Raw genomic sequence first — 22,566 nt, forward strand, 5'->3', positions numbered from 1 at the left:
GCCGTGTCGTGGGAGGCGATGTGGCAGGCACCGGTTGTGAAGGGGGGAGACTATCATCGGCCCATGGCGCTCAGCTGTGCAGGCCAGTGCCACTGTCCTCGACAAACAGTTCCGGCAGGGCTTCGGCGCTCTCGATGAGGTCAAGTCGGAACTCCCGGATGTCGTTGCGCAACTCGCACCAGGCGGTCAGCGTCCAGCTGCGCGCCACGTAGTCGGTGCGCAAAGGGCGGATCACCCGCCGCGTCACGTCGCCTGACGGCCCGGTATAGGTCAGCGCGACCTTCTGTTTCGCGGCAATGGCGGAGCGGAGCAGCGGCAGATGCGCCAGGGTCCGCCCGGCATCGGCGAATGGCACAAAGGCCGTCTTCCACGCATCGCGCTGCGCCAGCCCTTCGGCCGGCAGGGCATCGTCAATCTTGCCCGCCAGACTGCCCGCCGCGCGGCGCAACCCGTCATCGCCTGCTTCACTCAGCACCGCCAGCCCCAGGTTCAGCGCTTCGATTTCCTCTGCGCTCAGGCTCAGCGGGGGCAGGGTCATCTCATCGCGCAGCACATACCCCGTCCCCCGCGTCCCGCTGACCGCGACACCACTGGCCTCTAACCGCGCCACATCGCGGTAGATCGTGCGCACGGAAACCTCCAGCCGCGCCGCCAGATCCTCCGCCCGGTGCACCCCGCCGCCGCGCAGCAGGCGCATCAGCTCAAACAACCGGTCGGCGCGCTGGTGAATGCTCTGTTTGCCCATGACAACTGACATAAACTTGTCAGGAGTGCAGATCAAGTATCTCACGTCCCCCAAAAACACCGTGTTTCAGGTCCCGCCTTGGCAAATCCACCTTTGCCCCTCCCTCCGGCTTTTCTAGTGTCTGCGCTGAAGCCGCGCGCCAAAACCGCCCGTGGCAAACCTTAGGAGAGAGACATGGGTATCGGAAATATCGGATTGCCGGGCATTCTGCTGATCGCGATCGTCGTGCTGGTGCTGTTTGGCCGTGGCAAGATTTCAGGGCTGATGGGCGAAGTGGGCAAAGGCATCACCAGCTTCAAGAAAGGCATCAAGGACGGCGAAAGCGAACTGGCCGACCAGGCGGAAGAGATCGAAGGCACCGCGACCGACGCGGAACAACCCAAAGACAAGGTGTAACCCATGTTCGATCTGGGGATGCCGGAGCTTCTTGTGATCGGCATTGTGGCGCTGATCGTGGTCGGCCCCAAGGATCTGCCGATCCTGTTCCGCCGCGTCGGGGAGTTTGTCGGCAAGGCAAAAGGCATGGCGCGCGAATTCAGCAGCGCGATGAATGATGCCGCGGACCAATCCGGCGTGCGTGAGATGTCCAACACCCTCAATTCATCGCTGAAAGCCGCGACCAACCCCATCGGCGCCGCGACAGACAGCGTGAAATCCGCCGCCAAGGCGATGACCGACATCGACCCGGAGAGTGAGACCGGCAAGCTGGCCGCGAAACGCAAGGAAGACGCGGCCAAAATTCAGGCCGCCACCGCCCGCGCCGCTGCTGAACGCAAGCAACGCGAAGCGGCAGAGGCGATGGCCAAGGCCGAAGAGCTGGAAGCCAAAGTACCAAGCCCACCGGCAGAAAAGACCGATACATGAGTGCCAATGAAGACATGGACGACAGCGCCGCACCGCTGATTGAGCATCTGGCAGAACTGCGCACCCGGCTCATCCGGTCGGTTCTGGCGTTGCTGGTGGCGATCATCGTGCTGTTTGTCCCCATCAACGGGGACTTTGTTGCCGAACATCTGATGAATTTCCTGCTCACCCCGGTGGTGGAGACCCTGCGCGACATGGGCGATGAAAACCCCGCGCTTCAGTACACCAGCCCGCAGGAATACCTCTTTACCGTGTTCCGGGTATCCCTTGTGGGCGGCTTTGCGCTGGCCTTTCCGGTGATCGCGTTTCAGCTGTGGCGCTTTGTGGCACCGGGGCTGTACCGGAACGAAAAGAACGCGTTTTTGCCGTTTATCATCGCCTCCCCCCTGATGTTCTTTCTGGGGGCGAGCTTTGCCCAGTTTGTCGTGACGCCCCTGGCAATGACATTCCTGCTGGGTTTTGCGGATGCGTCTTCTTTCATGACCAACGTGATCTCCGCTGCGTCCGGGGGCGCGATTGAACCCGCAAAAGGCAGCGCCGCGATCATCACCTTCAATGGCAAGGTGAACGAAAGCCTCGACATCACGCTCAAATTCATCATGGCGTTCGGGCTGTGTTTCCAGCTTCCCGTGCTGCTGACACTGATGGGCAAGGCGGGTCTGGTCAGTTCCGAAGGGCTGGGGAACGTGCGCAAATATGCCGTGGTGGCGATCCTGGTGCTGGCCGCACTCGTCACACCGCCGGATGTCATTACCCAGTTGATCCTTTTTGTGGTGGTCTACGGGCTTTATGAAATCTCCATCCAGCTGGTCAAATGGGTCGAGAAGAAGCGCGAGGCGCAGTTGCGCGCCGAAGGGTATTACGACGACGAAGACGACCTGCAGGCCGAATTCGACGATGGCGAAGGTGAGGACATCCAGAAGTGATGGACGAAGCGGGCACAGCAGCCCTTGAACGGATCGCGGCGGCCCTCGAACGGATGGCCCCCGCACCCATGGCCGCCCCTGACCTCAGTGCCGCGTCCGCCTTTGTCTGGCACACGGACCCGGACCGGCTGGAAGCGGTGCCAGAGGTTTCCCGCGTGGCGCTTGACCTGCTGATCGGTATCGACCGCGCGCGCGATACCTTGCTGGCCAACACCCGCCAGTTCGCCGCCGGCCTGCCCGCCAACAACGCGCTGCTCTGGGGTGCGCGGGGCATGGGAAAATCCAGCTTGGTCAAAGCAGTACATGCCGCAGTTCAGGCAGAGCATGAAGCGCTCTGCATGGTGGAGCTGCAGCGCGAGGACCTGCCCAGTGTCGGCCGGTTGCTCAACCACCTGCGCCATGTGCCGCAGCGCTTTATCCTGTTCTGCGACGACCTCAGCTTCGGCCATGACGATGCGCATTACAAATCCCTCAAGGCCGTGCTGGATGGCGGCATCGAAGGCCGCCCGGAAAACGTGGTTCTCTACGCCACCTCTAACCGCCGCCACCTGATGCCCCGCGACATGATCGAAAACGAACGAGGCTCCGCCATCAACCCGGCAGAAGCAGTGGAGGAAAAAGTCTCCCTCTCGGACCGTTTCGGCCTGTGGCTGGGGTTCCACGCCTGCGACCAGACGCAATACCTCGACATGATCGACGGCTATTGCGCGGCCTTTGGCGTGCAGATCGACGCAGACACCCTGCGCGCCGAAGCCATCGAATGGCAGGCCACGCGCGGATCGCGGTCAGGCCGGGTGGCCTGGCAGTTCTTTGTGGATCTTGCCGGGCGCAAGGGCATCGCCCTCAGCTGAGACAGCGCGCTTCAAACGATCGCAGACAGGGCACCGCTTTGGGGCCATAGGCCCCCAGATCGGGGAACAGCCGCGTGATTTCCTTCCGCGCGTCGGGGTTCACGCTTTGCAGGGTCATGTCGCCGGGATAGAGGCTCTCTGTCCACGCGCCTTCCGACAACACCAGATGATGCGCGTCAAACAGCAGATGGCAATAGGTCACCACGCCACCGGGCTTACGGTACACCCCGTCGTGGTTCAGCAGATCACAGGCCCGCACCAGCACCTCTGATGCGCCAAAGAGCATCTCTGCCCGCCAGTCGTCCAGCAACACAGCATGTTGTGGCGAAAGGGTCAGGTCGCGGCTGTTGGCCAGCACGCCTTTGGAAATCACAATGGGGGCCAGCGCCCCTTGGGCCGCAACCTGCGTCTGCCCCAGCCAGCGAAGCGGTTGCATGCCGGCATCCCGCGTCAACACCAGATCGCCGGGGGCCAGCGTTTCAACCGCACGTGGCCCGTCTGCGGTCTCTATCAACGTGCCCTGCGCAAAGCAGACAACCGTCGCCCCGGCATCCGCATGCAGGAAACTGGTGCTGTTGTCGCTGATCCCGCCCGCCGTCAGGTCCGTATCCGCAGGCGGCATCCCATCGGGGAAGATCAGGTAGTATCCGTCTTCACCTGCATCGCTCAGATCGTCGTCATTGTTCAGATCCACGTCGATCACCGACACCCGCCAGGTGTCGGTGCCGTCAGTCACCGTGAAGGTGTAATCGTAAACGACCTGCTGCTGTGTGCCACCGATATCAACGGTCTGCTGCCACGCCCCGCCGATCTGCTCCTGCGCGCTGACCGTTTCATTGGTGGGATCGCCGTTGAAGTTCGTCGCACCATCGTTTTCCTCCACCACAAACCAGGTGTCGGGACCGGTAAAACGCCAGGTGGAGCCGCTGGGCGGGGCAAAATTGTAGTCAAACGCAGAGCCGTTAACCGTGCTCTGCGTGCCAAAGATCGCATTTGTATAGCCGTAAAATACCGGCATGGTTGGGGCCAATCGCGCTTTCTGCGTCGCGAATGGGATAGGGGATGAACAAGGCCTGAATTTGCCGAAAGCCTTTGATTTGTGTCAAAAGCAAGAATTCAGCGTGGTTTTTGGCGGTTTTGGGGTCTCAAAACACAAAAACCGGCGCCGAAGCGCCGGTTCTCGCAAAATGTCACATCACTGGATGTAGGGCGTGGGATCGACGCTGTCGAACCCTTTGCGGACCTCGAAATGCACATAGGCATCCGTGCCGGTGCGCAGCTTGGCAATCTGCGCGCCACGTTTGACCGCGTCGCCTTTCTTGACCGACACATCCGTCACATTGGCATAGACCGTCAGCAGGTTGCCTTCATGACGCAGCACGACAATCGGCACGCCTTCGGCGCTCTTGGTGATGGCCGCAACAGTGCCGTCATCGGCGGCTTTCACCGGCGCGCCATTGGCGGCCTTGATGTTGATGCCCTCGTTCTTGCCCTTGGTATAGCCGCGAATGATGCTGCCCTGTACGGGGGTGATCATCTTTGTCACCGCTGACGGTTTGGTCACCTGACCCACATCCGCAACCGGCTTGGCTGGTTTCTGGGCGACAGGTTTCGGCTTGGCGGTGTCATCCTGCGGCAACGGCTTGGTGGCCGAAGGCGGCGTCGGCGTCGGGCTGCCGGCACCGGGCAGGGTGGTCTTGGGTTCAAGCGCTGCTGTGCGCTGGGGCGGCGCCTGCTGGGCCACGGGGATCAGCAGGAACTGGCCTTCGCGCACCGAAAAATCCGCGCCCAGCCCGTTCCACTCCGCCAGCGCCTTGACCGGCACGTTGTAAAGACGCGCAACGGTATAGGCCGTCTCGCCCCGCTCAATCCGGTGGCGCACAGGCTCCTTACCGGTCTGCGCAGGTTTGCTGGGGGCGGCAGCCGCAGCACCGCTGGCCGGCGGCAGGCTGGCCGTCTGCACCCCGGCCGGTGCCAGTGCGCGGTCAATCGCATTGCCTGCAAGGCTAGAAATATCAACAGGTTGGATGGGGCCGGTGCCCGCAGCACCCGTCGCAGGGGAGGGTTCAGCCACACGGGACGGCAGGGCGATGATCTCATCCTTGCGCAGGGGCACGGAAGGGTCGATCCCGTTGTACCGCGCCAGCTGCGCAGTATCTGCCCCAACCCGCTGCGCAACATCCGCCAGCGTGTCGCCGCGCCGTGCGACAACCACCTGATAGTTGGGATAGGAGATCACCCCCCGGCTGTCCGGGCGTGGCCGGTCTGCCAGCGGCGCTGTCGCCGCCTGCGCTGTCGAAAACGATCCCAACCCGCCGCGCAGGTCCAGATCAAGCGGTTGGTTCTCACAGGCCGCAAGGGCCAGGGCACTGCCGCCCAGAATGAGCATCAGGCGCGCCTTGCGGCACACAGTCATCGGGCGCGAAATATCGTGACGCATCTGCATGTCCTCGTCTGCTTACCCCGTGTATCCGGGATTTGGGGCCTTATACCCTATTATCCGTCCTTACCCAAGCCTTCCAGCAAAGGCACAAAGCGCACTGCGCGCATTTCGTCATACTCCAGCCCATCAGCGGTCTTTCGGACCCGGATCAAATGCTGCACCGCATCCGATTGCCCCACCGGCAGAACCATGATCCCGCCTTCCTTGAGCTGCGCCAGCAGCGGGCCGGGCGGGTCTTCGGCGGCAGCGGTCACGATGATCCGGTCAAAAGGGGCCTGTTCGGCCAGCCCAAAACTGCCATCGGCGACCAGCGCGGTGATGTTGGTCATCTTGAGGCTGTCAAACACCTCCCGCGCCTCCACCACCAAACGGCGATGGCGGTCGATGGTATAGACCCGCCGCGCCAGCTTGCTCAGGATCGCCGCCTGATAGCCGGACCCGGTGCCGATCTCCAACACCTTGTCACGCGGAGAAATCTCCAACGCCTGTGTCATCAACCCCACCACAGAGGGCTGGCTGATCGTCTGCCCGCAGACAATCGGCAGCGGCATGTCCTCATAAGCCCTCTGCGCAAAGATGCCTTTGACAAACGGCCCCCGGTCCACGCTCTCCATCGCGCCCAGCACGCGGGCATTGGTCACCCCCTTGGAGCGCAGCGCGTAGAGAAACTGCATCTTGCGTTCCGCGTCAGAGAGGGGCGGCTCATTCATGTGTTGATGTCGCTCAAGCGGTCCATCATGTCATGCGCGGTCAGATCCGCGCGCATGGGCGTGACGGAGATGTATCCATCAAGGTTCACCGCCGCATCACTGCCCGCCGCCGTGCCGACCTGCTGATTGCCGCCCTTGATCCACAAGAACCGCCGCCCCGAGGGCGACAGATGCGGCTCAGCGGCAAAAACCACACCGGGGCGCCGCCCTTGCGTGGCAAGCCGGATACCGCGCACGTCCGCTGCTGCCACAGGTGGGAAATTCACGTTGTAAAACAACGAATAGCCACCCTTTTCCTTCGGCGTATGGGCCAGCACCCGGCGCACCACTTCCGCGCCATGTCGCGCCGCTGCTTCAAACGGATCGGCCAGATCGCGGTTGGCCGGGCCATAATACTGCGACAAGGCCAGCGCCGGGTACCCCTGCAAGGCCGCTTCCATCGCGCCGCCAATGGTGCCGGAATAAAGCGTATTCTCCGCCGAATTGTTCCCCCGGTTCACCCCCGACAGCACCAGATCCGGCGGGCTGTCCTTCAGCACGTCATGAATGGCCACCAACACGCAATCCGCCGGAGAGCCTTCCGCCGCATACAGCCGCGGCCCCCGCTGATCGACCATCATCGGATGGGTGTAGCTGATGCAATGGCCCACGCCCGATTGCTCAAACGCCGGGGCCACGGTCCAAACCTCGCCGTCCGGGCCTGCCAGTTCCTCGGCGATGGCGCTCAGGGTCATGAGACCCGGCGCAGAAATACCGTCGTCGTTGGTGATGAGAATGCGCATATCGCCGCCTTTTTTGATCTTGATAGGCGAGGGGGCCACACCCGGCAAGGTGGCCAGGATCGCGACGGGTTTTGCAGCAATCAGAGTTGCGCCAAAACCTCAGCCGCCTGGCCGTGAATGTCATTGAGCGCGCTGCGGTCCTCACCGGGGAAAAACCGCGCACGGGTGGCTGTGGGCATCGGGGCAGGGGTCATGACCCGCACCTTTGGTCCGGTGTTCACCGTCTCCGCCTCCCACGACCGCGCCATCGCGATCTGTGCCGCCTTGGTCGCACCATAAGCGCCAAAGAACTTGCTCCCCGCCCGTGGATCATCAAAAAACACCGCCTTGCCCTCCAGCCCCAGCAGCGGGGCGACATAGGCAATCAAGGTCGCGGTTGCGGTGACGTTGCAGGCAATTGATTTGGCCATGTCCTTGGTATCAATATGGCCCGCCGGGGCCATGGGGGCCGCATGCACCGCCGTGTGCAGCCACAGATCAAGGCGGCCCCACCGGTCATGGATGCCCCGGCACAGCACCGCCATCGCATCTGCATTGGTGACATCCATCGGCGCCAGCGTCGCCTGACCGCCCTTGGCCTGAATGCGATCATCCAGCTCTTCCAGCGCGCCGGTGGTGCGCGCCACGGCAATGACGTGATATGCGGGGGCAAGCGCCTCTGCCAAAGCGGCCCCAAGGCCGCGCGATGCGCCGGTGATCAAAGCGGTTTTTGTCATGCCTGCCCTTTGCCCGCTGGGGCGCGGCGGGTCAAGGCCCTCTCACCCCTTGGGCAGGCGCAGCACCTTTTGCCCGGTCGCCCGGCTGACCACCACCCGGTCTTCACCAATCGCCGTCACCGTACCGCCTGCAACCCGGTCGCCCACCTGCACACGCGCGGTGTCGCCATCCGCCTCCCGCACCAATGCCGCAGGCGCGCTCTGCGTCCCGAATATCCCCAAAAGCGCCACCCGGTCCAGATGAACACGCTCCGTCGCCAATTGGGCCACACCCGTCGGGGTGGCCTGCGTATCTGTTGTTGCCATGATGTGAAAACTTCGCGTTGTCTCTGATCCAGAGCGGCAGGTAACAACGCCAGACCCGGGAAAAAAGAGGCGACGTAACGGCACGGCGCCCCCCCGCCACCCCACCGGCGATTTTCAGCGCATTCCCCCGACAACACCTGCCAAGAGAGCCTCCCGAAGACCCCGGAGCACAGCCTCTCAAGCCCCTTCCAAATGGCAAAAAATACCCCGCCGGAGGCTTGAAATCTGTTTTGGCGATCCCTCAGCCCCGCAGCACCACGCCTGCGTTCACCCCCCGCTGCCGCTTCGCCCGGTGATACCCAAATGTCATCTCCGCCAGATGCGCAATCGCCTGTTCCGGCAAGGGGGCCTCCAGATCAATCACGATCCGCCGCTGCCCGTCATTGCCCGGCAGATCAGGGTACAAATCCCGCATCCGTGCCGCCAGATCGGTTTTGCAATCCACAAACAACGCAAGCTGTCCCGGCTGCCCCGCATCCCAATCCATCCGCAAGGTCGACCCCATCCGCGGTGTGACAGGCCGCCAGGCAGGCTGCCCCCACTTCAGACTTTCGGCCAAAGGCCCCACATCCGCCGCCCGTGCCGCGTCCAGAAACACCGCACGGCACGCCGCTGCCTTCTGCGCCGCAGGCACCGGCCACCCGGCAATCACATCGTTCAAAGCTGTCTCTGGGTTTTCCATATCACCACCCTAACACAGGCTGCTGACAGTTTCGGGCAGCAGCCTATTCAGCGGCCGGTTTCATGACAAACCCTTCTTCGATCTTGTCCGCCGGGGCCACAGGGTATTCCCCCGAGAAACAGGCGTCACAATACTGCGGGCAAGCCGCATCGCGTCCCTTCGCTTCGCCCACCGCACGGTACAACCCGTCGAGCGAGATAAACTTCAGACTGTCCACCGCCAGATGCTCCCGCATCTCTTCTTCCGACATGGTCGCCGCCAGCAGCTTTTCCCGCTGCGGCGTGTCCACCCCGTAAAAACACGGCCAGGCTGTGGGGGGGGAGGCAATCCTGAAATGCACCTCCTTGGCCCCCGCATCCAGGATCATCTCCTTGATCTTGCGGCTGGTGGTGCCGCGCACCACTGAATCGTCCACCAGAATGACCCGCTTGCCTCGGATCAGCGCCCGGTTCACGTTCAGCTTCAACCGCACACCCATGTTGCGGATCTGCTCTGTCGGTTCAATGAACGTCCGCCCCATGTATTGATTGCGGATGATCCCCATCGCGTAAGGAATCCCCGATTCCAACGAATATCCAATCGCCGCGGGTGTCCCGCTATCCGGCACCGGACAGACCAGATCCGCCTCCACCGGGCTTTCCTTGGCCAACTCACGGCCAATGTTCTCGCGCGTCTCATAAACCGACCGCCCGCCCAGAATAGAGTCAGGGCGTGAGAAATAGACATGCTCAAAGATACAGAACCGCGACGGCTGCGGCCGGAACGGGAAATGGGTCTGGATGCCCTCGGGCGTGATCACCACCATCTCGCCGGGCCGGATCTCCCGCACAAACTCCGCACCAATGATGTCCAGCGCACAGGTCTCGGAACTCAGCGCATAGCCATCGCCCACCTTGCCCAACACCAGCGGGCGCACGCCCAGCGGATCACGCACGCCAATCAGCTTGGTCCGCGTCATCGCCACGATGGAAAACGCCCCATCCACCCGACGCAGGGCATCTTCCATCCGCTCCGGGATCGTGCGCTGCATCGACCGCGCCATCAGATGAATGATACACTCACTGTCAGAGGAGGACTGAAAGATCGACCCGCGCTCAATCAGTTCCTTACGCAGCGCATTGGCGTTGGTGATATTGCCATTATGCGCAATCGCCGCCCCGCCCATGGCGAACTCACCAAAAAACGGCTGCACATCGCGGATCGCCGTCTGCCCCTTGGAGCCTGCGGTGGAATACCGCACATGCCCAATCGCCAGTTCTCCCGGCAGATGCTGCATCACATCCTGCGAGGTGAAGTTGTCCCGGACATAGCCAAACCGCCGCGCCGACTGAAACCCCAGCTTGGGATCATGGCTGACAATCCCACCCGCTTCCTGCCCGCGATGCTGCAAGGCATGCAGGCCAAGGGCCACGAAATTCGCCGCATCGGCCACGCCGACCACGCCAAAGACGCCGCATTCTTCCTTGAGTTTGTCTCCATCAATATCGTCGATGTAACTGGCATCAAACGGATGGGCAGGGGGCATGAGCGGGGCGCGAGGGGCAGGGTGCTTCGGCAAAGGGCAGCTCTCCGAATCCGGGCAAGAAGGATTATGACGGGTTTACGGTCTATGGGCAGTGCTGTCACCCCACTGCGCAAAGGTTTACGCAGGGGCAGGGTGGATTGGAAAAAACGCCCGCCCGGCCATCAATCCGCGCGCCCGCCTTCTCAACCGGTGCCTGCAACGGCATACCGCAGCGCAGCAGGGGCCAACCGCCCCTGCCGCTGCTTCTCTTTTTGGCTCTAAATATCCCGGCGCACCGGATCAACCGGATGCGGCATCGGTCAGGACGCGCCGCAGTTGCCAACCAGCTCCACAAAACGCGCTTCAATCCATCCCAGCGCTTCTTCGGGATTGCGCTCCTCGATCTGCCCCGTGAACTGACCGAAGACCTTCGCGGACCGGCTGTCATCAACCATGGTGATCTCTCCGGGCGTGACAACGATGGAATAGACAAAGAACCCGACAGCGACCAACAGAATGCCGCGCACCACGCCAAACAGGAACCCAAGGCCCTGATCCAGCCCGCCCAGCACCGATCGCTGCACAATCGAAGAGAAGAGCGGCGTGAACAGCGACGCGATGATCAGCACCGCCGCCACCACGATAAAGAACGCCAGCACAATCGACATCTCGCAATTGTTCGCCAGCCATTCACCGACATAGGGCAATTCGCGCACCAAAGGCTCAATGCGGGGCGCGAACATATAGGCCAGCACCGCAGCGGCCACCCAGCCGACAATCGCCATCAGTTCACGCACCAACCCGCGGCCATAGGCCAGCAGCGCAGACAACACGATGACCAGTGCCACCACACCGTCAATGATCGTAAAACCTTCCATCTGCCCTGCTTTCTGCTCGTTTTCTTATGATGAGAGACCGTCACCCGGCCCCAAAAATCTCACCCACAAACCCGGTCAGGTCCGACATTGTATTCAGCTTCAGACCAGATGTGCCCACTGTTTTTCCACCAGCAGGCGCGATGGCGCTGGTAAAACCAAGTTTTGAGGCTTCTTTCAACCTATTTTCCGTCTGAGTGGCGGGGCGCAGCGCACCCGACAGGCTGATTTCCCCAAAAACCACGGTTTCCGCAGGCAGCGCTACATCTTCGCGTGCACTCAGCAGGGCCGCTGCAACCGCTAGATCTGCCGCCGGTTCCGACACCTTCATCCCGCCCGCCACGTTCAGATACACATCCAGCCCCGCAAACGGAATGCCACAGCGCGCCTCCAGCACCGCCAGGATCATCGCCAGACGGCCCCCGTCCCAGCCCACCACCGTGCGCCGCGCCTGTGAGTGTGGCGAGGGGGCCACCAGCGCCTGCAATTCAACCAGGACGGGCCGTGTACCTTCAATGCCTGCAAACACCACCGACCCCGCCGCAGGCGCCCCGCGTTCTGACAAGAACAAGGCAGACGGATTGGTCACCTCGGCCAAACCGCCGCCTGTCATCTCGAACACGCCGATCTCATCTGCCGGGCCAAAACGGTTCTTCACGCTGCGCAAAATCCGGAACTGATGCCCGCGCTCTCCCTCAAAGTAGAGCACCGTATCCACCATATGCTCCACCACCCGTGGCCCGGCGATCTGCCCTTCCTTGGTGACGTGACCCACCAAAACCACCGAGACGCCGCGCCGCTTGGCAAAGGCCGTCAATTCATGCGCCGCCGCCCGGACCTGAGACACCGACCCCGGCGCGCTTTCCACATTGTCCGCCCACATGGTCTGAATGGAATCGATGATCGCCAGATCCGGCTTCTCCACCTCCAGCGTGGTCAGAATATCGCGCAGGTTGGTCTCTGCCGCCAGCTTCACCGGGGCTTGATCCAGCCCCAGCCTTTGCGCCCGCATCCGCACCTGCGCACTGGCTTCCTCGCCACTGACATAGATGGTGCGGAGCCCCTTCTGTGCAAAATGCGCCGCCGCCTGCAACAACAGGGTGGATTTCCCAATGCCGGGATCGCCCCCCACCAGAATCGCGGAGGCCGCCACCAGACCACCGCCCAGCACCCGGTCCAGTTCACCAATGCCCGACATCTTGCGCGGAGGGGGCACCTCCTGCGTGGACAAATCGGTCAGTTGTACCGATGACCCGCGTTTTGCCCCCAGAGACTTCGAAGGCGGCCCCGCCGAAATGCCTTTGTCCTCCACGATGGAGTTCCATTCGCCGCAGCCGTCACAGCGCCCCGACCATTTGTTGAACGAGGCTCCGCAGGCAGAGCAGGAAAAGGTTTTGGATGATTTCGCCATGGGGTCTTGTGGCGGAGCACTCCGCGTTCGTCAATCACCCGATCTTATTGAAAAGATCGGTCCGAATTCTTCTAAGAATTCGTTTCGGAATTTTCGAAAATTCCGCCCCTTTCCAACCGTTCGGTTCCCCATGAAATCCACAGTGACGCCAGAATGCACCCTGTAAACAGATACAATCCCCAGGCCGTCTCAATCCGCCCCACACCAATCCCCTTGGCCAGCGTAATATAGAGCGCAATCAAGAAGATATCCGCCATCGCCAGCTTGCCCATCACATGGAGCGCAGGCAAGGCGCGCCCGCTCAGCAACCCGAAATGCACCAAGGCCAGCCCAATCGTCTTCAAATACGGCGCAAACAGCGCAAACACCGTCACCACCAGCGCCAGAAAGATATCCGACCCCCAAAGCGATTGCAGACCCGTCAGCACCGAAATCTCGTTCAGCGAAAACAGCGGCAGCAACCCCGCTTTCATCAGCGGCGCCCACCACGCCAGCGGGTACAGCACCAAAAGTGCCAGATTGCAGATCTTAAGTGTGCGGGACATAGGTCCGCTTGTACCGTGCGCCCAGCGACGTCAGCACTTCATAGCCAATCGTGCCGGCATATTCCGCCACCGTGTCCACCGACTGATGCGCCCCCAGCATCTGCAAACTCTCAGGCTCCCCGGCGACATCCGTGATATCCACCGTCAGCATGTCCATCGACACCCGGCCAATCACGGGCACCTTCACACCTTCCGCCGTCAACGCCGCCCGTGGCCCCATCGCGCGGATCAGACCATCGGCATAACCGGCTGCAATCGTGGCCACTTTGGTCACCCGGTCGGCCACAAAGGCATTGCCATAGCCCACGGATTCGCCCACCTGCACCTCGCGCGTCTGAATGACCGGAATGTCCAGCGTCACCACCGGCACGGCATCCACAAACGGCAACCCGCCATACAGCCCCACACCGGGGCGCGTCAGTTCAAAATGATAGGCCGGCCCCAGCAGAATGCCCCCCGTCGCGGCCAGCGATCGCGGCACATCCACATCCTGTGTCATGCCCAGAAAGGTGTTCAGCTGTTGCGTGTTCATCGGGTGCTTGGGCTCATCGGCGCAGGCCAGATGGGACATGATCAACTCAGGCTTCTGCGCCAGTGCCAGATCGCGCAGCGCGGCCCATTCCGATGGCTCCATCCCCAGCCGGTTCATGCCGCTGTCCAACTGGACGCCAAAGGGATGCCCCGGCAGGCTTTCCACATGGCAGAGCAACTGATCGACCGAATTGATCAACGGCACCAGAGCGGCGGTGCGGATCACATCCGCATCCCCCGCCATATGGCCCGAGAACACATAGATCACCGGCCCCGGTCCCAGCGCGCGCCGCAGCGCCACACCTTCCTCCGCCGCGGCCACAAAGAAATGCCGTGCCCCGGCCTTGGCCAGTGCCGGGCCGACATCGTCGATCCCCAGACCGTAGGCATCCGCCTTGACCACCGCGCCGGTCTCCGCGCTGCCCGCGCGGTCCAGCGCGCGCCAGTTGGCCACGACAGCCGCCAGATCAATTGTCAGTTGTGCAACACTCATCCCCGGTGCTTTAGGCAATTTCCCCGCCGGGTCAAGCATCAGGTGACGTTGCGGACCGGGCCGGAATTGCCGCTTGCCCCGCACGGTTCAGCCGCTACCGTACCTATAACCCCAGGGAGGACCCACCATGACATCTGCAAAACTGACAACACTGCCCCTTGCCGTGACACTTGGCGTTGCCGCCTCCGCGCTCTGGGCGGAGAACCGCATCGACACGCAACTGCCCTCAGCACCGGCCCTTGCGGCCTACGGCGACATGCCCGTTGGCGTGCGTCAGATTGAAATGACAAACCCCGACCAGATCAACATCCTCGCCATTGATCCCGCTGCCGACAAACCCGATCCCCTGCCGCGCTACGACCGCCCGTTGACGGTCGAGGTCTGGTATCCCGCTGCCGATGGCGCAAGCGGCGACACCACGCTCAAAGCCTTCCTGCGTGACGGCACCACCGAAGTGGACCTGCAAGGCCGCGCCATGCGTGACGCCGCGCCCGCCACGCCCGACGATGCCTATCCGCTGGTGATCATCAGCCACGGCTATCCGGGCAACCGCTTCCTGCTGAGCCATATCGCCGAGAACCTCGCGTCCAAAGGCTATGTCGTGGCCTCCATCGACCACACCGACAGCACCTACCGCACACAGGCGGCGTTTGGATCCACACTGGTGAACCGCTCGCTCGATCAGCTTTTTGTGCTGGAGGAAATGGCCCAGATGGCGGCGGACGGCGGCGAGATGGCGGGTCTTTTTGACGCCGGCAACGCCGGGTTGATCGGCTATTCCATGGGCGGCTATGGCGCGGTGATCACCGCAGGGGGCGGCGTGACCGAAGCCTCCGTCGCTTACCCATGGGGCGGGCCGCATGGCACGCTGGGCATCCACCTTGCAGGCAGCGACAGCCACAATGCGCTGCCCGACGCGCGGATCAAGACCGCCGTGGCCTTTGGGCCGTGGGGTATGAACACGGGGTTCTGGGACGCGGACGGGCTGGCAGGGGTGCAGATCCCGATGCTGTTCATTGCCGGATCGCAGGATGATGTGTCGCTATATGAAAACGGCGTGCGCGCACTTTGGGACGGCGTCAGCAACGTCGAGGCGGCACTTCTGACATATGAAAACGGTGGTCACAATTCCGGCGCGCCGATGCCGGCTCCCAAGGAAAGCTACTACTTCAACGAAGACAAAGGCTTCGACATCTCCGAACACTACAGCGACCCGGTCTGGGACAGTGCGCGCATGAACAACATCGCGCAGCATTTCGTCACCGCCTGGATGGACCGCCACCTGAAGACGGACGCCGAAGCGGCAAGCTATCTTGAGTTGGTAGAGAATTCCAACGACGGTGTCTGGTCCAAGGAAGACGACGGGACCGAGAAGGAGGATCACTCCTACTGGAAAGGCTTCGCCGAAGGCACAGCCAAGGGTCTGCGCTATGAAGTGAAAGTGCCGCAATAAGGCGCTGCCTCCGCGCGCGTTAACCTTAAGAGCGCGGTGTAAGTCTAGGCTGCACAGCGATTAATTAAGGGTTAAAACCTGTCCCCGCGGGGACAGATTGGCAAAATCAGGCGGGCATCTGCTGCGTTGCGCAGTGGATGCCGCCGCCCAACTCCCCCAGCACATCGACGTTCAGCGTGATCACCTCGCGTCCCGGATAATGTCGTTGCAGGGCCTCCACCGCGATGGTGTCTGCTGTCTCATCTCCAAATTGCGCGGCAATCACCGCGCCGTTGCAGACGTAGTAATTGGCGTAGGAGGCGACAAATTCAATCGACGCGACCCGGCGGATTTCAGGCTCCGGAATGACGTCGATCTCAAGGCCTGCGGCTTTGAGCGCGTCATGGGTCTCCAGCGCGGCCAGATGAAAGGGGTCGTCGGTCACAGGTGCATCCGGCAGGTTCATCAACACGCGGCCCGGTCCGGTGAAACGGGCAAGGGCGTCGATGTGGTAGTCGGTGATGTCCTCCCCGTAGACCCCGCGCGCCCAGATCATCCGCTCCGCCCCGTAGGCGGCCAGCAGGCGGTCTTCGACCTGACCCCGGCTCAGCCCCGGATTGCGGTTGGGGTTCACCCAGGAACTTTCATGGGCCATCAGCAGGCCGTGGCCGTCATGTTCGACCCCGCCGGGCTCGCCCTTCAGACCGCTGTCGATCAGCGGAATGCCCATCCGGGCGGCCACGCGCGCCGCGACCTGACCATCATGGCGGTGCTGCTGCTTGTTCCCCCAACCGTTGAATTGAATGTGGCTGACCACCAATTCCCCATCCTGAAAGGCAAAAAGCGGGCCTGCGTCCCGCGCCCAGAGGTCTTCGGTGGGCACGTCCCACAGGGTCACGGCATCGCTGAGCCATTTGCGGGCGGTGGCGTGCTGCGCGGCATCGGCCAGCAGAATCACCGGCTCAAACTGCGCGATGGTATTGGCGATATCGGCAATGGTCCGCTGCGCCATGCGCAGGAAAACCCTGTCCCCATAGACCGGCAGGCTGCTGGGCCACATCATGAAGGTCTGCGCATGGGGTGCTTCTTCGGGCGGGATATGGAGCGGTGATCCGGCCATGGCAGACCCCTTTGCTGTAACGCCAAATGCAGCCGCGCCAAGCATCAGGTCACGGCGGCGCATCAGAACTCCTGTTCGTCGCCGCCCTGCTGCCAGGGTTTGACGAGGTTGCCAAAGCGGGTGAAGCGGCCCTCAAAGCTGAGATCCACTGTCCCGATGGGGCCGTGACGCTGTTTGCCGATGACCACCTCGGCGCGGCCGTGCAGGCGCTCCATCTCTTCCTGCCAGGCGGCCATGGCTTCCAGATCGTGATCGCCGGGTTTTTCGCGCTCTTTGTAGTATTCTTCGCGGAAGACGAACATCACCACATCGGCATCCTGTTCGATGGAGCCGGATTCGCGCAGGTCTGAAAGCTGCGGACGCTTGTCCTCGCGGTTTTCCACCTGACGGCTGAGCTGCGAGAGGGCGATGACGGGGATGTCGAGTTCTTTGGCGATGGCCTTGAGACCCATGGTGATTTCGGAGATTTCATTCACCCGGTTTTCAGATTTGCCGGTGCCGCGCACCAGCTGGAGGTAGTCCACGATCAGCACATCAAGGCCATGGGTCCGTTTCAAACGACGCGCGCGGGCGGCGAGTTGGGAGATCGGCAGGGCGGGTGTGTCGTCGATAAAAAGCGGGCAGGCTTCCAGCGCTTTGGCGGCGTCGACGAAGCGGCGGAATTCGACTTCGGTCATGTCGCCGGAGCGGATTTGCTGGGAGGGGATTTCTGCGGCTTCGGACAGGATACGGGCAGCAAGCTGTTCGGCGCTCATCTCAAGCGAGTAGAAGCCCACGACGCCGCCGTCGATGGCGCCTTCGGAGCCGTCGGCGGTCACGCCGCGTTTGTAGGCTTTGGCGACGTTGAAGGCGATGTTGGTGGCAAGCGAGGTTTTCCCCATCGAGGGACGCCCTGCGAGGATCAACAAGTCAGAGCGGTGCAAACCACCGAGTTTCTTGTCCATGTCGATCAGGCCGGTGGAGACACCCGAGAGGCCACCGTCACGCTGATAGGCCGCGTTGGCGACATTCACCGCGTCTGTTACCGCTTTGAGAAAGCTTTGAAATCCGCTTTCGACCTGGCCTTGTTCCGCGAGCTTGTAGAGCTGCTGTTCGGCTTCGACAATCTGCTCACGCGGCTCGGAAGAGACATCCACCGTGGCGGCTTTGGCAGAGATGTCGCGGCCCAGTTGAATGAGGTCCCGCCGCACCGCCAGATCGTAGATCATCTGCGCATAATCGCGCACCGCAAAGGCAGAGATCGCGGCCCCCGCAAGGCGCGCAAGATAGGCCGGACCGCCAAGTTCCTTGAGGCCTTCGTCCTCCTCCATGAATGCCTTGAGCGTCACGGGAGAAGCGAGATTGTTCTTGGCAATCCGCTGGGAGGCGATGTCAAAGATCCGCGCGTGCACGGGGTCATAGAAATGCTTCGGCCCGATGATGGAGGCCACCCGGTCGTAGATGTCATTGTTGGTGAGAATCGCCCCCAGAAGCTGCTGTTCCGCCTCGATGGAATGCGGCATCGTATCTGGGGCCTGCACAGCGATATCGGTCGCGTTCAGCGATGTAATCTCGTTCATTGTCTCACCCGTTTCTTGCCCTTTAACAGGTCTTAACGAGGCGCGGGCTGCTGCGCAAAATGTATAACCTGTGGATAAGCCGGTTTGTGGATGCCGGGGCTACATCTTGCGATTTTTGAGGTGTGTCTGTCAAGATTTAGAGGGAGATCAGCGGGTTCTTGCGTCTTGCCAGTCTTTGGGGGCGTGCAGGAATTTTTCAACCTCTGTAAGCGTCGCCTCATTGAAAGCGCCTTGCGCTTTCGCTTCGGCCAGAACGTCCCACCAGGTGCACAGATGGTGCAGTGTAACGCCGTGATCGCCCAAGGTTTTTGTCGTTTCCGGGAAGATGTCATAGTAGAAGATGACGGCGGTATGCCCGCAGGTGGCACCCGTCTCGCGGATGGCATCGACAAAGCTGAGTTTCGAGCCGCCATCGGTGGTCAGATCCTCGACCAGCAGCACGCGCTGGCCTTCCGTCATCACCCCTTCGATACGGGCGTTGCGGCCGTATCCCTTGGGTTTCTTGCGCACATAGGTCATGGGCAGCGCCATGCGTTCGGCCACCAGAGCGCCGAAGGGGATGCCTGCGGTCTCCCCGCCTGCGACGTTGTCGAAGGCCTCAAACCCTGCGTTGCGCATCACGGTGACGGTCAGGAAATCCATCAGCGTGGCGCGGATGCGGGGGAAGGAGATCAGCTTGCGGCAGTCGATGTAGGTCGGGCTGGGCAGGCCGGAGGCGAGGGTGAAAGGCTCATCCGCGTTGAAATGCACGGCTTCGATTTCCAGCAGCATACGGGCGGTGAGGCGGGCCATTTCATCGGCGGTGGGGAAGCTGGTGGGGATCATTGCAGCGGGGTCCTTGTGGTGAGGGGGCGCCGGAAGAGATTTCAGGCCTCCGGCGGGGTTTTTTGAACCATTTGGAAGATCAGGTCACGCGCCAATGGAGCGGCATGTCCGGGTCGAAGACGGTGACGGGGCCGTCGGGGGTGTCGATGTGGTCGGGGTATGTCGGGCGTTCGCGGGTGAGGGTGATGGTGTCCGCGTTCACCGGCAGGCCGTAGAAGGCGGGGCCGTTGCGGGAGGTGAAGGTTTCCAGGTGGTCGAGGGCGCCTTCCTGCTCAAACACTTCGGCCAGAATGGAGAGCGTGTTGGGTGCGGTGAAGCAGCCGGCGCAGCCGCAGGGCTGGAGTTTGCGTGCGTCGGTGTGGGGGGCGCTGTCGGTGCCGAGGAAGAAGCGCGCGTCGCCGGAGGTGGCGGCGGCACGCAGGGCAAGGCGGTGGGATTCGCGTTTGGCCACGGGCAGGCAGTAGTAATGCGGGCGGATGCCACCGGCGAGGATGTGGTTGCGGTTGATCACCAGGTGGTGCGTGGTGATCGTCGCGGCAAGATTGGTGTCATTGGCATGCACGTAGTCGACGGCGTTGGCGGTGGTGATGTGTTCCATGATCACGCGCAGGTCGGGGTGTTGGCGGCGGATCGGGTCGAGGACGCGGTCGATGAAGACGGCTTCGCGGTCGAAGATGTCGATGTCGGGGTCGGTGACTTCGCCGTGGCAGCACAGCGGCAGGCCGATGGCGGCCATACGTTCGAGGACGGGCGCGACCCTGTCAAAATTGGTCACGCCGCTGGCGGAATTAGTGGTGGCGCCTGCGGGGTAGAGTTTGACGGCATGCACGAGGCCCGAGGCATGGGCGGCTGCGACGTCATCCGCGTCGGTGTCTTCGGTGAGGTAGAGCGTCATCAGCGGGGTGAACGCCGCGCCCTCGGGCAGGGCGGCCATGATGCGGGCGTGATAGGCCTGCGCATCGGCCAGCGTGACCACGGGCGGCACCAGATTGGGCATGATGATCGCACGGGCGAAATGGGCGGTGGTGTGGGGCAGCACGGCGCGCAGCATATCGCCATCGCGCAGGTGCAGGTGCCAGTCATCGGGGCGGCGCAGGGTCAGGGTATCACTCATGGCGACCGGGCTAGCACGGAGGCGTGCAGGGCGCCAGAGTGTTAGGCGTTCTCCGCGATGCGGGCTTCGATTTCAGCGAGGCGTTTGCCGAATTTGGGCGCGCGCATGCGGCTGGTCACGTTGCGGCAGACCATGGCGGCCAGGTGATCGCGGCCTTCGGCTTCGAGCGCGCCCAGAAGGCAACGCAGATAGGTGCGGTAGTCGCGGCGGGCGCGGAAGATGCGGGCAAAGGCAACCGGGTCGAGGCGGTCTTCGGCCACGGCCAGCAGCAGCGGCACCCATTGGTTCATCTCCAGAAGGTCGGTTTGCAGCGCGTCGCCCATGAAGCGCATGCGGTGTTTGGTGACATTGGCGCGGGTAAACAGGGCGGCGTGCATCGCATCAAGCTGTTCGCGCGGGTCATAGAGGATATGGGCGCTGTGGGCCGCGTCCAGCATGTCCGGCGCATAGCCGTAGCGCGTGGTGAAATCGCAGGCGCGCAGCGGTGTGAAACGCGGATCCCATTCGGTGAGGCGGGCATCAAGCGTTGCCTGCGGCTGGATCGCCAGCACCCGCGCGCCTGGGGACGCCACGGAATAGGCAGCGGCGGCATAGGCACAGGGACCGGCGCCGTAGAAAACCACGGTGTCGAATTCATCGAAGAACCCGTCATCGACGAGGCGGTCAAAGAACGCATAGACTGCCGGATCCCGGAACCATGTATCCCCGTCACTGCCGACACACAGATGCGACCAATGGTGCGCCTTGAGCATGTCCCAGCCCAGAGGTTGTGCCAGATCGGAAAGGGCATGAATGCCCTGCATCGTCTCGAAGGTGACCAACAGGGTGGCGCCGTCTTCGGCGAAGGCGGCGAAATGGCGGGGGCCCAGCGTCTGGAAAAAACCGTCTTCCTCCGTCACCTCGGCAACCGCTTCCAGCCAGTCTGCGCGCGGCAGATCGGTCAGTGACGTGTCGAGCGTTGTGGTCTGGTCTTTCATCACTCGGTCCTCGGGTCCCATGTCGCCTGCTTGTCGCGCGTGCTGACGCTCGTGCAATATTAGTAGAATAAGGCGAGAATGTGGAGAAAAGACAAGGGGAGCGGGTCAATTCCGCGCGTTTTGCCGCCCGAGGTTGGCGTGGTGGGTCAGGAACCGCGCGGCATTGAGCGGGATCGGTTGCGACGGCGGTGTCATCATCAGCCGTCCAAAGAGCGCGCGGTAGGGTTCGTCCTGCATCAGGTCAAGGAAACGCGCCTTGCGCCATTTCACAGCGTTTTCATGGAGTTGCGCGAGCGTTTCGTCAGACTTGAGCTGCGCCAGCGCGCTGTTGCGGGCAGGTGCCAGGCTGCTGATGGAGGTGTCTGTGTCGGTGTTGAAGTTCCGCTCCACCCAGTAGTCGAGGCCGAGGGTGTCTGCCTCATGCACGGCGCGGCCACGGGCGGCTTTCAGCACATAGCTCTCTGCGGCGCCAAGGGGATAGTGATTCAACTGCGCCAGACCGTAATTGTCGCGGCCATAGGTGGAGAAGATGCGCGCGGTGCGGAACTGCGGGGGCAGGGCGCGGCCGTGGCTGTCAAACCACCGGGCGTCTGACAGTTTGGCGTCATCGGGGTCGCGGGGGCGGTGCACGCCGGGTTTGCGGTAGGTGCCATCGTTTTTGTAGAGGGTCTTGAACATCGCCGCGCGCCACGGCCAGTGCATGACAGCGGGGGCGCAACGGGTGAAGGTATCCGTGACGGGGGTGTCCTGGTAGCGGACCTGGCCCGAGAAGCCAAAAAGCCGCCATGTGAGCGTGATGGCGGTGGCATCGGGCAGGGCGGCATGCAGGGCAGACAGGGTATGATCGCCGGTGTGGATGTTGACGAATTCGTCCACATCAAGGGGCAGGATCCAGTCGGCTTGCCTGGTGAGCGGGTGTTTGGCGGCAGCCTTGAGGGCGGTGAACTGGATACCGCCTTTGTCGTAGGGGCCGTCGTTGGGCACGTGAGTGAGGTGGCCGAGGGTTTCGAGCCGGTCGAGCATCGTATCGGTGCCGTCCTGACAATCGTTTGAAAAGACGAGGAAATCCGTGAACCCGACGGCGCGGTGATGGGCGAGCCATTCGAGCAGAAAGGCGGCCTCGTTCCGGACGCAGAGGATGGCGAGGTGGCGCAC

24 protein-coding genes are annotated in these 22,566 nt (G+C 62.5%); 5 read left to right on the forward strand and 19 right to left on the reverse strand.

The genetic code is table 11. From position 1 onward, the window contains the following. Nucleotides 1–70: 70 nt before the first annotated feature. Complete coding sequence (locus tag Q1A91_RS06865) at nucleotides 71–745, reverse strand: YafY family protein (RefSeq protein WP_299874793.1); 675 nt, start codon at nucleotides 743–745, stop codon at nucleotides 71–73. Between the two features lie 174 nt (nucleotides 746–919). On the opposite strand from Q1A91_RS06865, the gene Q1A91_RS06870 reads away from it, so the two are divergent. The 4 genes from Q1A91_RS06870 to Q1A91_RS06885 are packed head-to-tail and all read left to right on the forward strand — an operon-like array spanning nucleotide 920 to nucleotide 3,386. Next, nucleotides 920–1,141, forward strand: a complete 222-nt coding sequence (locus tag Q1A91_RS06870) for a twin-arginine translocase TatA/TatE family subunit (RefSeq protein ID WP_299874795.1) — start codon at nucleotides 920–922, stop codon at nucleotides 1,139–1,141. Between the two features lie 3 nt (nucleotides 1,142–1,144). After that, nucleotides 1,145–1,609: a Sec-independent protein translocase protein TatB gene (gene tatB / locus Q1A91_RS06875; RefSeq protein WP_299874798.1), complete on the forward strand. Its 465-nt coding sequence runs from the start codon at nucleotides 1,145–1,147 to the stop codon at nucleotides 1,607–1,609. Continuing rightward, nucleotides 1,606–2,535, forward strand: a complete 930-nt coding sequence (tatC, locus tag Q1A91_RS06880) for a twin-arginine translocase subunit TatC (RefSeq protein ID WP_299874801.1) — start codon at nucleotides 1,606–1,608, stop codon at nucleotides 2,533–2,535. Before tatB ends, tatC begins: the two co-directional genes overlap by 4 nt. Beyond that, a complete protein-coding gene (locus tag Q1A91_RS06885; RefSeq protein WP_299876139.1) occupies nucleotides 2,535–3,386 on the forward strand; it encodes an ATP-binding protein in 852 nt (283 codons plus the stop codon). Before tatC ends, Q1A91_RS06885 begins: the two co-directional genes overlap by 1 nt. On the opposite strand, the gene Q1A91_RS06890 is transcribed toward Q1A91_RS06885, so the two are convergent. The 12 genes from Q1A91_RS06890 to alr all read right to left on the reverse strand — a co-directional run bounded on the left by Q1A91_RS06890 (nucleotide 3,379) and on the right by alr (nucleotide 14,384). After that, the gene (locus Q1A91_RS06890; protein WP_299874804.1) at nucleotides 3,379–4,404 is read right to left on the reverse strand and encodes a Hint domain-containing protein; all 1,026 of its coding nucleotides are present in this window, start codon (nucleotides 4,402–4,404) and stop codon (nucleotides 3,379–3,381) included. The two genes, Q1A91_RS06885 and Q1A91_RS06890, sit on opposite strands and share 8 nt — an antisense overlap. A 177-nt stretch (nucleotides 4,405–4,581) precedes the next feature. After that, nucleotides 4,582–5,826, reverse strand: a complete 1,245-nt coding sequence (locus tag Q1A91_RS06895; protein ID WP_299874807.1) for a peptidoglycan DD-metalloendopeptidase family protein — start codon at nucleotides 5,824–5,826, stop codon at nucleotides 4,582–4,584. A gap of 56 nt (nucleotides 5,827–5,882) precedes the next feature. After that, entirely contained in the window at nucleotides 5,883–6,539 is a 657-nt protein-coding gene (locus tag Q1A91_RS06900; RefSeq protein ID WP_299874810.1) for a protein-L-isoaspartate(D-aspartate) O-methyltransferase, read from the reverse strand. Further along, nucleotides 6,536–7,321, reverse strand: a complete 786-nt coding sequence (gene surE, locus Q1A91_RS06905; protein WP_299874812.1) for a 5'/3'-nucleotidase SurE — start codon at nucleotides 7,319–7,321, stop codon at nucleotides 6,536–6,538. The genes Q1A91_RS06900 and surE overlap by 4 nt, the downstream gene beginning before the upstream one ends. An 80-nt stretch (nucleotides 7,322–7,401) precedes the next feature. Continuing rightward, nucleotides 7,402–8,037, reverse strand: coding sequence for an SDR family oxidoreductase (locus Q1A91_RS06910; protein WP_299874814.1), 636 nt, complete (start codon nucleotides 8,035–8,037; stop codon nucleotides 7,402–7,404). 42 nt (nucleotides 8,038–8,079) lie between these two features. After that, a complete protein-coding gene (locus Q1A91_RS06915; RefSeq protein WP_299874817.1) occupies nucleotides 8,080–8,343 on the reverse strand; it encodes a pilus assembly protein PilP in 264 nt (87 codons plus the stop codon). 241 nt (nucleotides 8,344–8,584) lie between these two features. Further along, nucleotides 8,585–9,025 carry a hypothetical protein gene (locus tag Q1A91_RS06920; protein ID WP_299874819.1) on the reverse strand — a complete coding sequence of 147 codons (441 nt, stop codon included), beginning with the start codon at nucleotides 9,023–9,025 and terminating at the stop codon, nucleotides 8,585–8,587. Between the two features lie 43 nt (nucleotides 9,026–9,068). Further along, nucleotides 9,069–10,550 (reverse strand): amidophosphoribosyltransferase, encoded by a 1,482-nt coding sequence (gene purF / locus Q1A91_RS06925; RefSeq protein WP_299874822.1) that lies wholly within the window; start codon nucleotides 10,548–10,550, stop codon nucleotides 9,069–9,071. Between the two features lie 299 nt (nucleotides 10,551–10,849). Beyond that, the gene (locus Q1A91_RS06930; RefSeq protein WP_299874824.1) at nucleotides 10,850–11,407 is read right to left on the reverse strand and encodes a CvpA family protein; all 558 of its coding nucleotides are present in this window, start codon (nucleotides 11,405–11,407) and stop codon (nucleotides 10,850–10,852) included. A gap of 40 nt (nucleotides 11,408–11,447) precedes the next feature. Beyond that, on the reverse strand, nucleotides 11,448–12,815 hold the full coding sequence (gene radA / locus Q1A91_RS06935; RefSeq protein ID WP_299874827.1) for a DNA repair protein RadA: 1,368 nt from the start codon (nucleotides 12,813–12,815) through the stop codon (nucleotides 11,448–11,450). Nucleotides 12,816–12,886: 71 nt separating this feature from the next. After that, entirely contained in the window at nucleotides 12,887–13,360 is a 474-nt protein-coding gene (locus tag Q1A91_RS06940) for a paraquat-inducible protein A (protein WP_299874830.1), read from the reverse strand. Continuing rightward, on the reverse strand, nucleotides 13,344–14,384 hold the full coding sequence (gene alr, locus Q1A91_RS06945) for an alanine racemase (RefSeq protein WP_299874832.1): 1,041 nt from the start codon (nucleotides 14,382–14,384) through the stop codon (nucleotides 13,344–13,346). The genes Q1A91_RS06940 and alr overlap by 17 nt, the downstream gene beginning before the upstream one ends. Before the next feature lie 127 nt (nucleotides 14,385–14,511). Here alr and Q1A91_RS06950 point away from each other — a divergent pair, with 127 nt between their 5' ends. Next, the gene (locus tag Q1A91_RS06950; protein WP_299874835.1) at nucleotides 14,512–15,837 is read left to right on the forward strand and encodes a dienelactone hydrolase family protein; all 1,326 of its coding nucleotides are present in this window, start codon (nucleotides 14,512–14,514) and stop codon (nucleotides 15,835–15,837) included. Between the two features lie 106 nt (nucleotides 15,838–15,943). Here the strand turns inward: Q1A91_RS06950 and Q1A91_RS06955 are convergent, their stop codons facing one another. The 6 genes from Q1A91_RS06955 to Q1A91_RS06980 form a co-directional block, all read right to left on the reverse strand. Further along, a complete protein-coding gene (locus Q1A91_RS06955; protein WP_299874838.1) occupies nucleotides 15,944–16,999 on the reverse strand; it encodes an agmatine deiminase family protein in 1,056 nt (351 codons plus the stop codon). Next, nucleotides 16,999–18,495, reverse strand: coding sequence for a replicative DNA helicase (locus Q1A91_RS06960; protein WP_299874841.1), 1,497 nt, complete (start codon nucleotides 18,493–18,495; stop codon nucleotides 16,999–17,001). The genes Q1A91_RS06955 and Q1A91_RS06960 overlap by 1 nt, the downstream gene beginning before the upstream one ends. Before the next feature lie 147 nt (nucleotides 18,496–18,642). Beyond that, the gene (locus tag Q1A91_RS06965) at nucleotides 18,643–19,320 is read right to left on the reverse strand and encodes an orotate phosphoribosyltransferase (protein ID WP_299874844.1); all 678 of its coding nucleotides are present in this window, start codon (nucleotides 19,318–19,320) and stop codon (nucleotides 18,643–18,645) included. 79 nt (nucleotides 19,321–19,399) lie between these two features. After that, a complete protein-coding gene (pyrC, locus tag Q1A91_RS06970; RefSeq protein ID WP_299874847.1) occupies nucleotides 19,400–20,434 on the reverse strand; it encodes a dihydroorotase in 1,035 nt (344 codons plus the stop codon). A gap of 41 nt (nucleotides 20,435–20,475) precedes the next feature. Further along, on the reverse strand, nucleotides 20,476–21,411 hold the full coding sequence (locus Q1A91_RS06975) for a phosphoadenosine phosphosulfate reductase (RefSeq protein WP_299874850.1): 936 nt from the start codon (nucleotides 21,409–21,411) through the stop codon (nucleotides 20,476–20,478). A gap of 105 nt (nucleotides 21,412–21,516) precedes the next feature. Next, entirely contained in the window at nucleotides 21,517–22,566 is a 1,050-nt protein-coding gene (locus Q1A91_RS06980; RefSeq protein ID WP_299874853.1) for a glycosyltransferase family 2 protein, read from the reverse strand.

This window comes from uncultured Sulfitobacter sp., assembly GCF_947500075.1.
Classification (GTDB): Bacteria; Pseudomonadota; Alphaproteobacteria; order Rhodobacterales; family Rhodobacteraceae; genus Sulfitobacter.

What these genes read in the sequence shown, in the direction of transcription:
- Q1A91_RS06865 (WP_299874793.1), bottom strand. Translation starts at nt 745, where the DNA reads ATGGGCAAACAGAGCATTCACCAGCGCGCCGACCGGTTGTTTGAGCTG.
- Q1A91_RS06870 (WP_299874795.1), top strand. Translation starts at nt 920, where the DNA reads ATGGGTATCGGAAATATCGGATTGCCGGGCATTCTGCTGATCGCGATC.
- tatB (WP_299874798.1), top strand. Translation starts at nt 1,145, where the DNA reads ATGTTCGATCTGGGGATGCCGGAGCTTCTTGTGATCGGCATTGTGGCG.
- tatC (WP_299874801.1), top strand. Translation starts at nt 1,606, where the DNA reads ATGAGTGCCAATGAAGACATGGACGACAGCGCCGCACCGCTGATTGAG.
- Q1A91_RS06885 (WP_299876139.1), top strand. Translation starts at nt 2,535, where the DNA reads ATGGACGAAGCGGGCACAGCAGCCCTTGAACGGATCGCGGCGGCCCTC.
- Q1A91_RS06890 (WP_299874804.1), bottom strand. Translation starts at nt 4,404, where the DNA reads ATGCCGGTATTTTACGGCTATACAAATGCGATCTTTGGCACGCAGAGC.
- Q1A91_RS06895 (WP_299874807.1), bottom strand. Translation starts at nt 5,826, where the DNA reads ATGCGTCACGATATTTCGCGCCCGATGACTGTGTGCCGCAAGGCGCGC.
- Q1A91_RS06900 (WP_299874810.1), bottom strand. Translation starts at nt 6,539, where the DNA reads ATGAATGAGCCGCCCCTCTCTGACGCGGAACGCAAGATGCAGTTTCTC.
- surE (WP_299874812.1), bottom strand. Translation starts at nt 7,321, where the DNA reads ATGCGCATTCTCATCACCAACGACGACGGTATTTCTGCGCCGGGTCTC.
- Q1A91_RS06910 (WP_299874814.1), bottom strand. Translation starts at nt 8,037, where the DNA reads ATGACAAAAACCGCTTTGATCACCGGCGCATCGCGCGGCCTTGGGGCC.
- Q1A91_RS06915 (WP_299874817.1), bottom strand. Translation starts at nt 8,343, where the DNA reads ATGGCAACAACAGATACGCAGGCCACCCCGACGGGTGTGGCCCAATTG.
- Q1A91_RS06920 (WP_299874819.1), bottom strand. Translation starts at nt 9,025, where the DNA reads ATGGAAAACCCAGAGACAGCTTTGAACGATGTGATTGCCGGGTGGCCG.
- purF (WP_299874822.1), bottom strand. Translation starts at nt 10,550, where the DNA reads ATGCCCCCTGCCCATCCGTTTGATGCCAGTTACATCGACGATATTGAT.
- Q1A91_RS06930 (WP_299874824.1), bottom strand. Translation starts at nt 11,407, where the DNA reads ATGGAAGGTTTTACGATCATTGACGGTGTGGTGGCACTGGTCATCGTG.
- radA (WP_299874827.1), bottom strand. Translation starts at nt 12,815, where the DNA reads ATGGCGAAATCATCCAAAACCTTTTCCTGCTCTGCCTGCGGAGCCTCG.
- Q1A91_RS06940 (WP_299874830.1), bottom strand. Translation starts at nt 13,360, where the DNA reads ATGTCCCGCACACTTAAGATCTGCAATCTGGCACTTTTGGTGCTGTAC.
- alr (WP_299874832.1), bottom strand. Translation starts at nt 14,384, where the DNA reads ATGAGTGTTGCACAACTGACAATTGATCTGGCGGCTGTCGTGGCCAAC.
- Q1A91_RS06950 (WP_299874835.1), top strand. Translation starts at nt 14,512, where the DNA reads ATGACATCTGCAAAACTGACAACACTGCCCCTTGCCGTGACACTTGGC.
- Q1A91_RS06955 (WP_299874838.1), bottom strand. Translation starts at nt 16,999, where the DNA reads ATGCGCCGCCGTGACCTGATGCTTGGCGCGGCTGCATTTGGCGTTACA.
- Q1A91_RS06960 (WP_299874841.1), bottom strand. Translation starts at nt 18,495, where the DNA reads ATGAACGAGATTACATCGCTGAACGCGACCGATATCGCTGTGCAGGCC.
- Q1A91_RS06965 (WP_299874844.1), bottom strand. Translation starts at nt 19,320, where the DNA reads ATGATCCCCACCAGCTTCCCCACCGCCGATGAAATGGCCCGCCTCACC.
- pyrC (WP_299874847.1), bottom strand. Translation starts at nt 20,434, where the DNA reads ATGAGTGATACCCTGACCCTGCGCCGCCCCGATGACTGGCACCTGCAC.
- Q1A91_RS06975 (WP_299874850.1), bottom strand. Translation starts at nt 21,411, where the DNA reads ATGAAAGACCAGACCACAACGCTCGACACGTCACTGACCGATCTGCCG.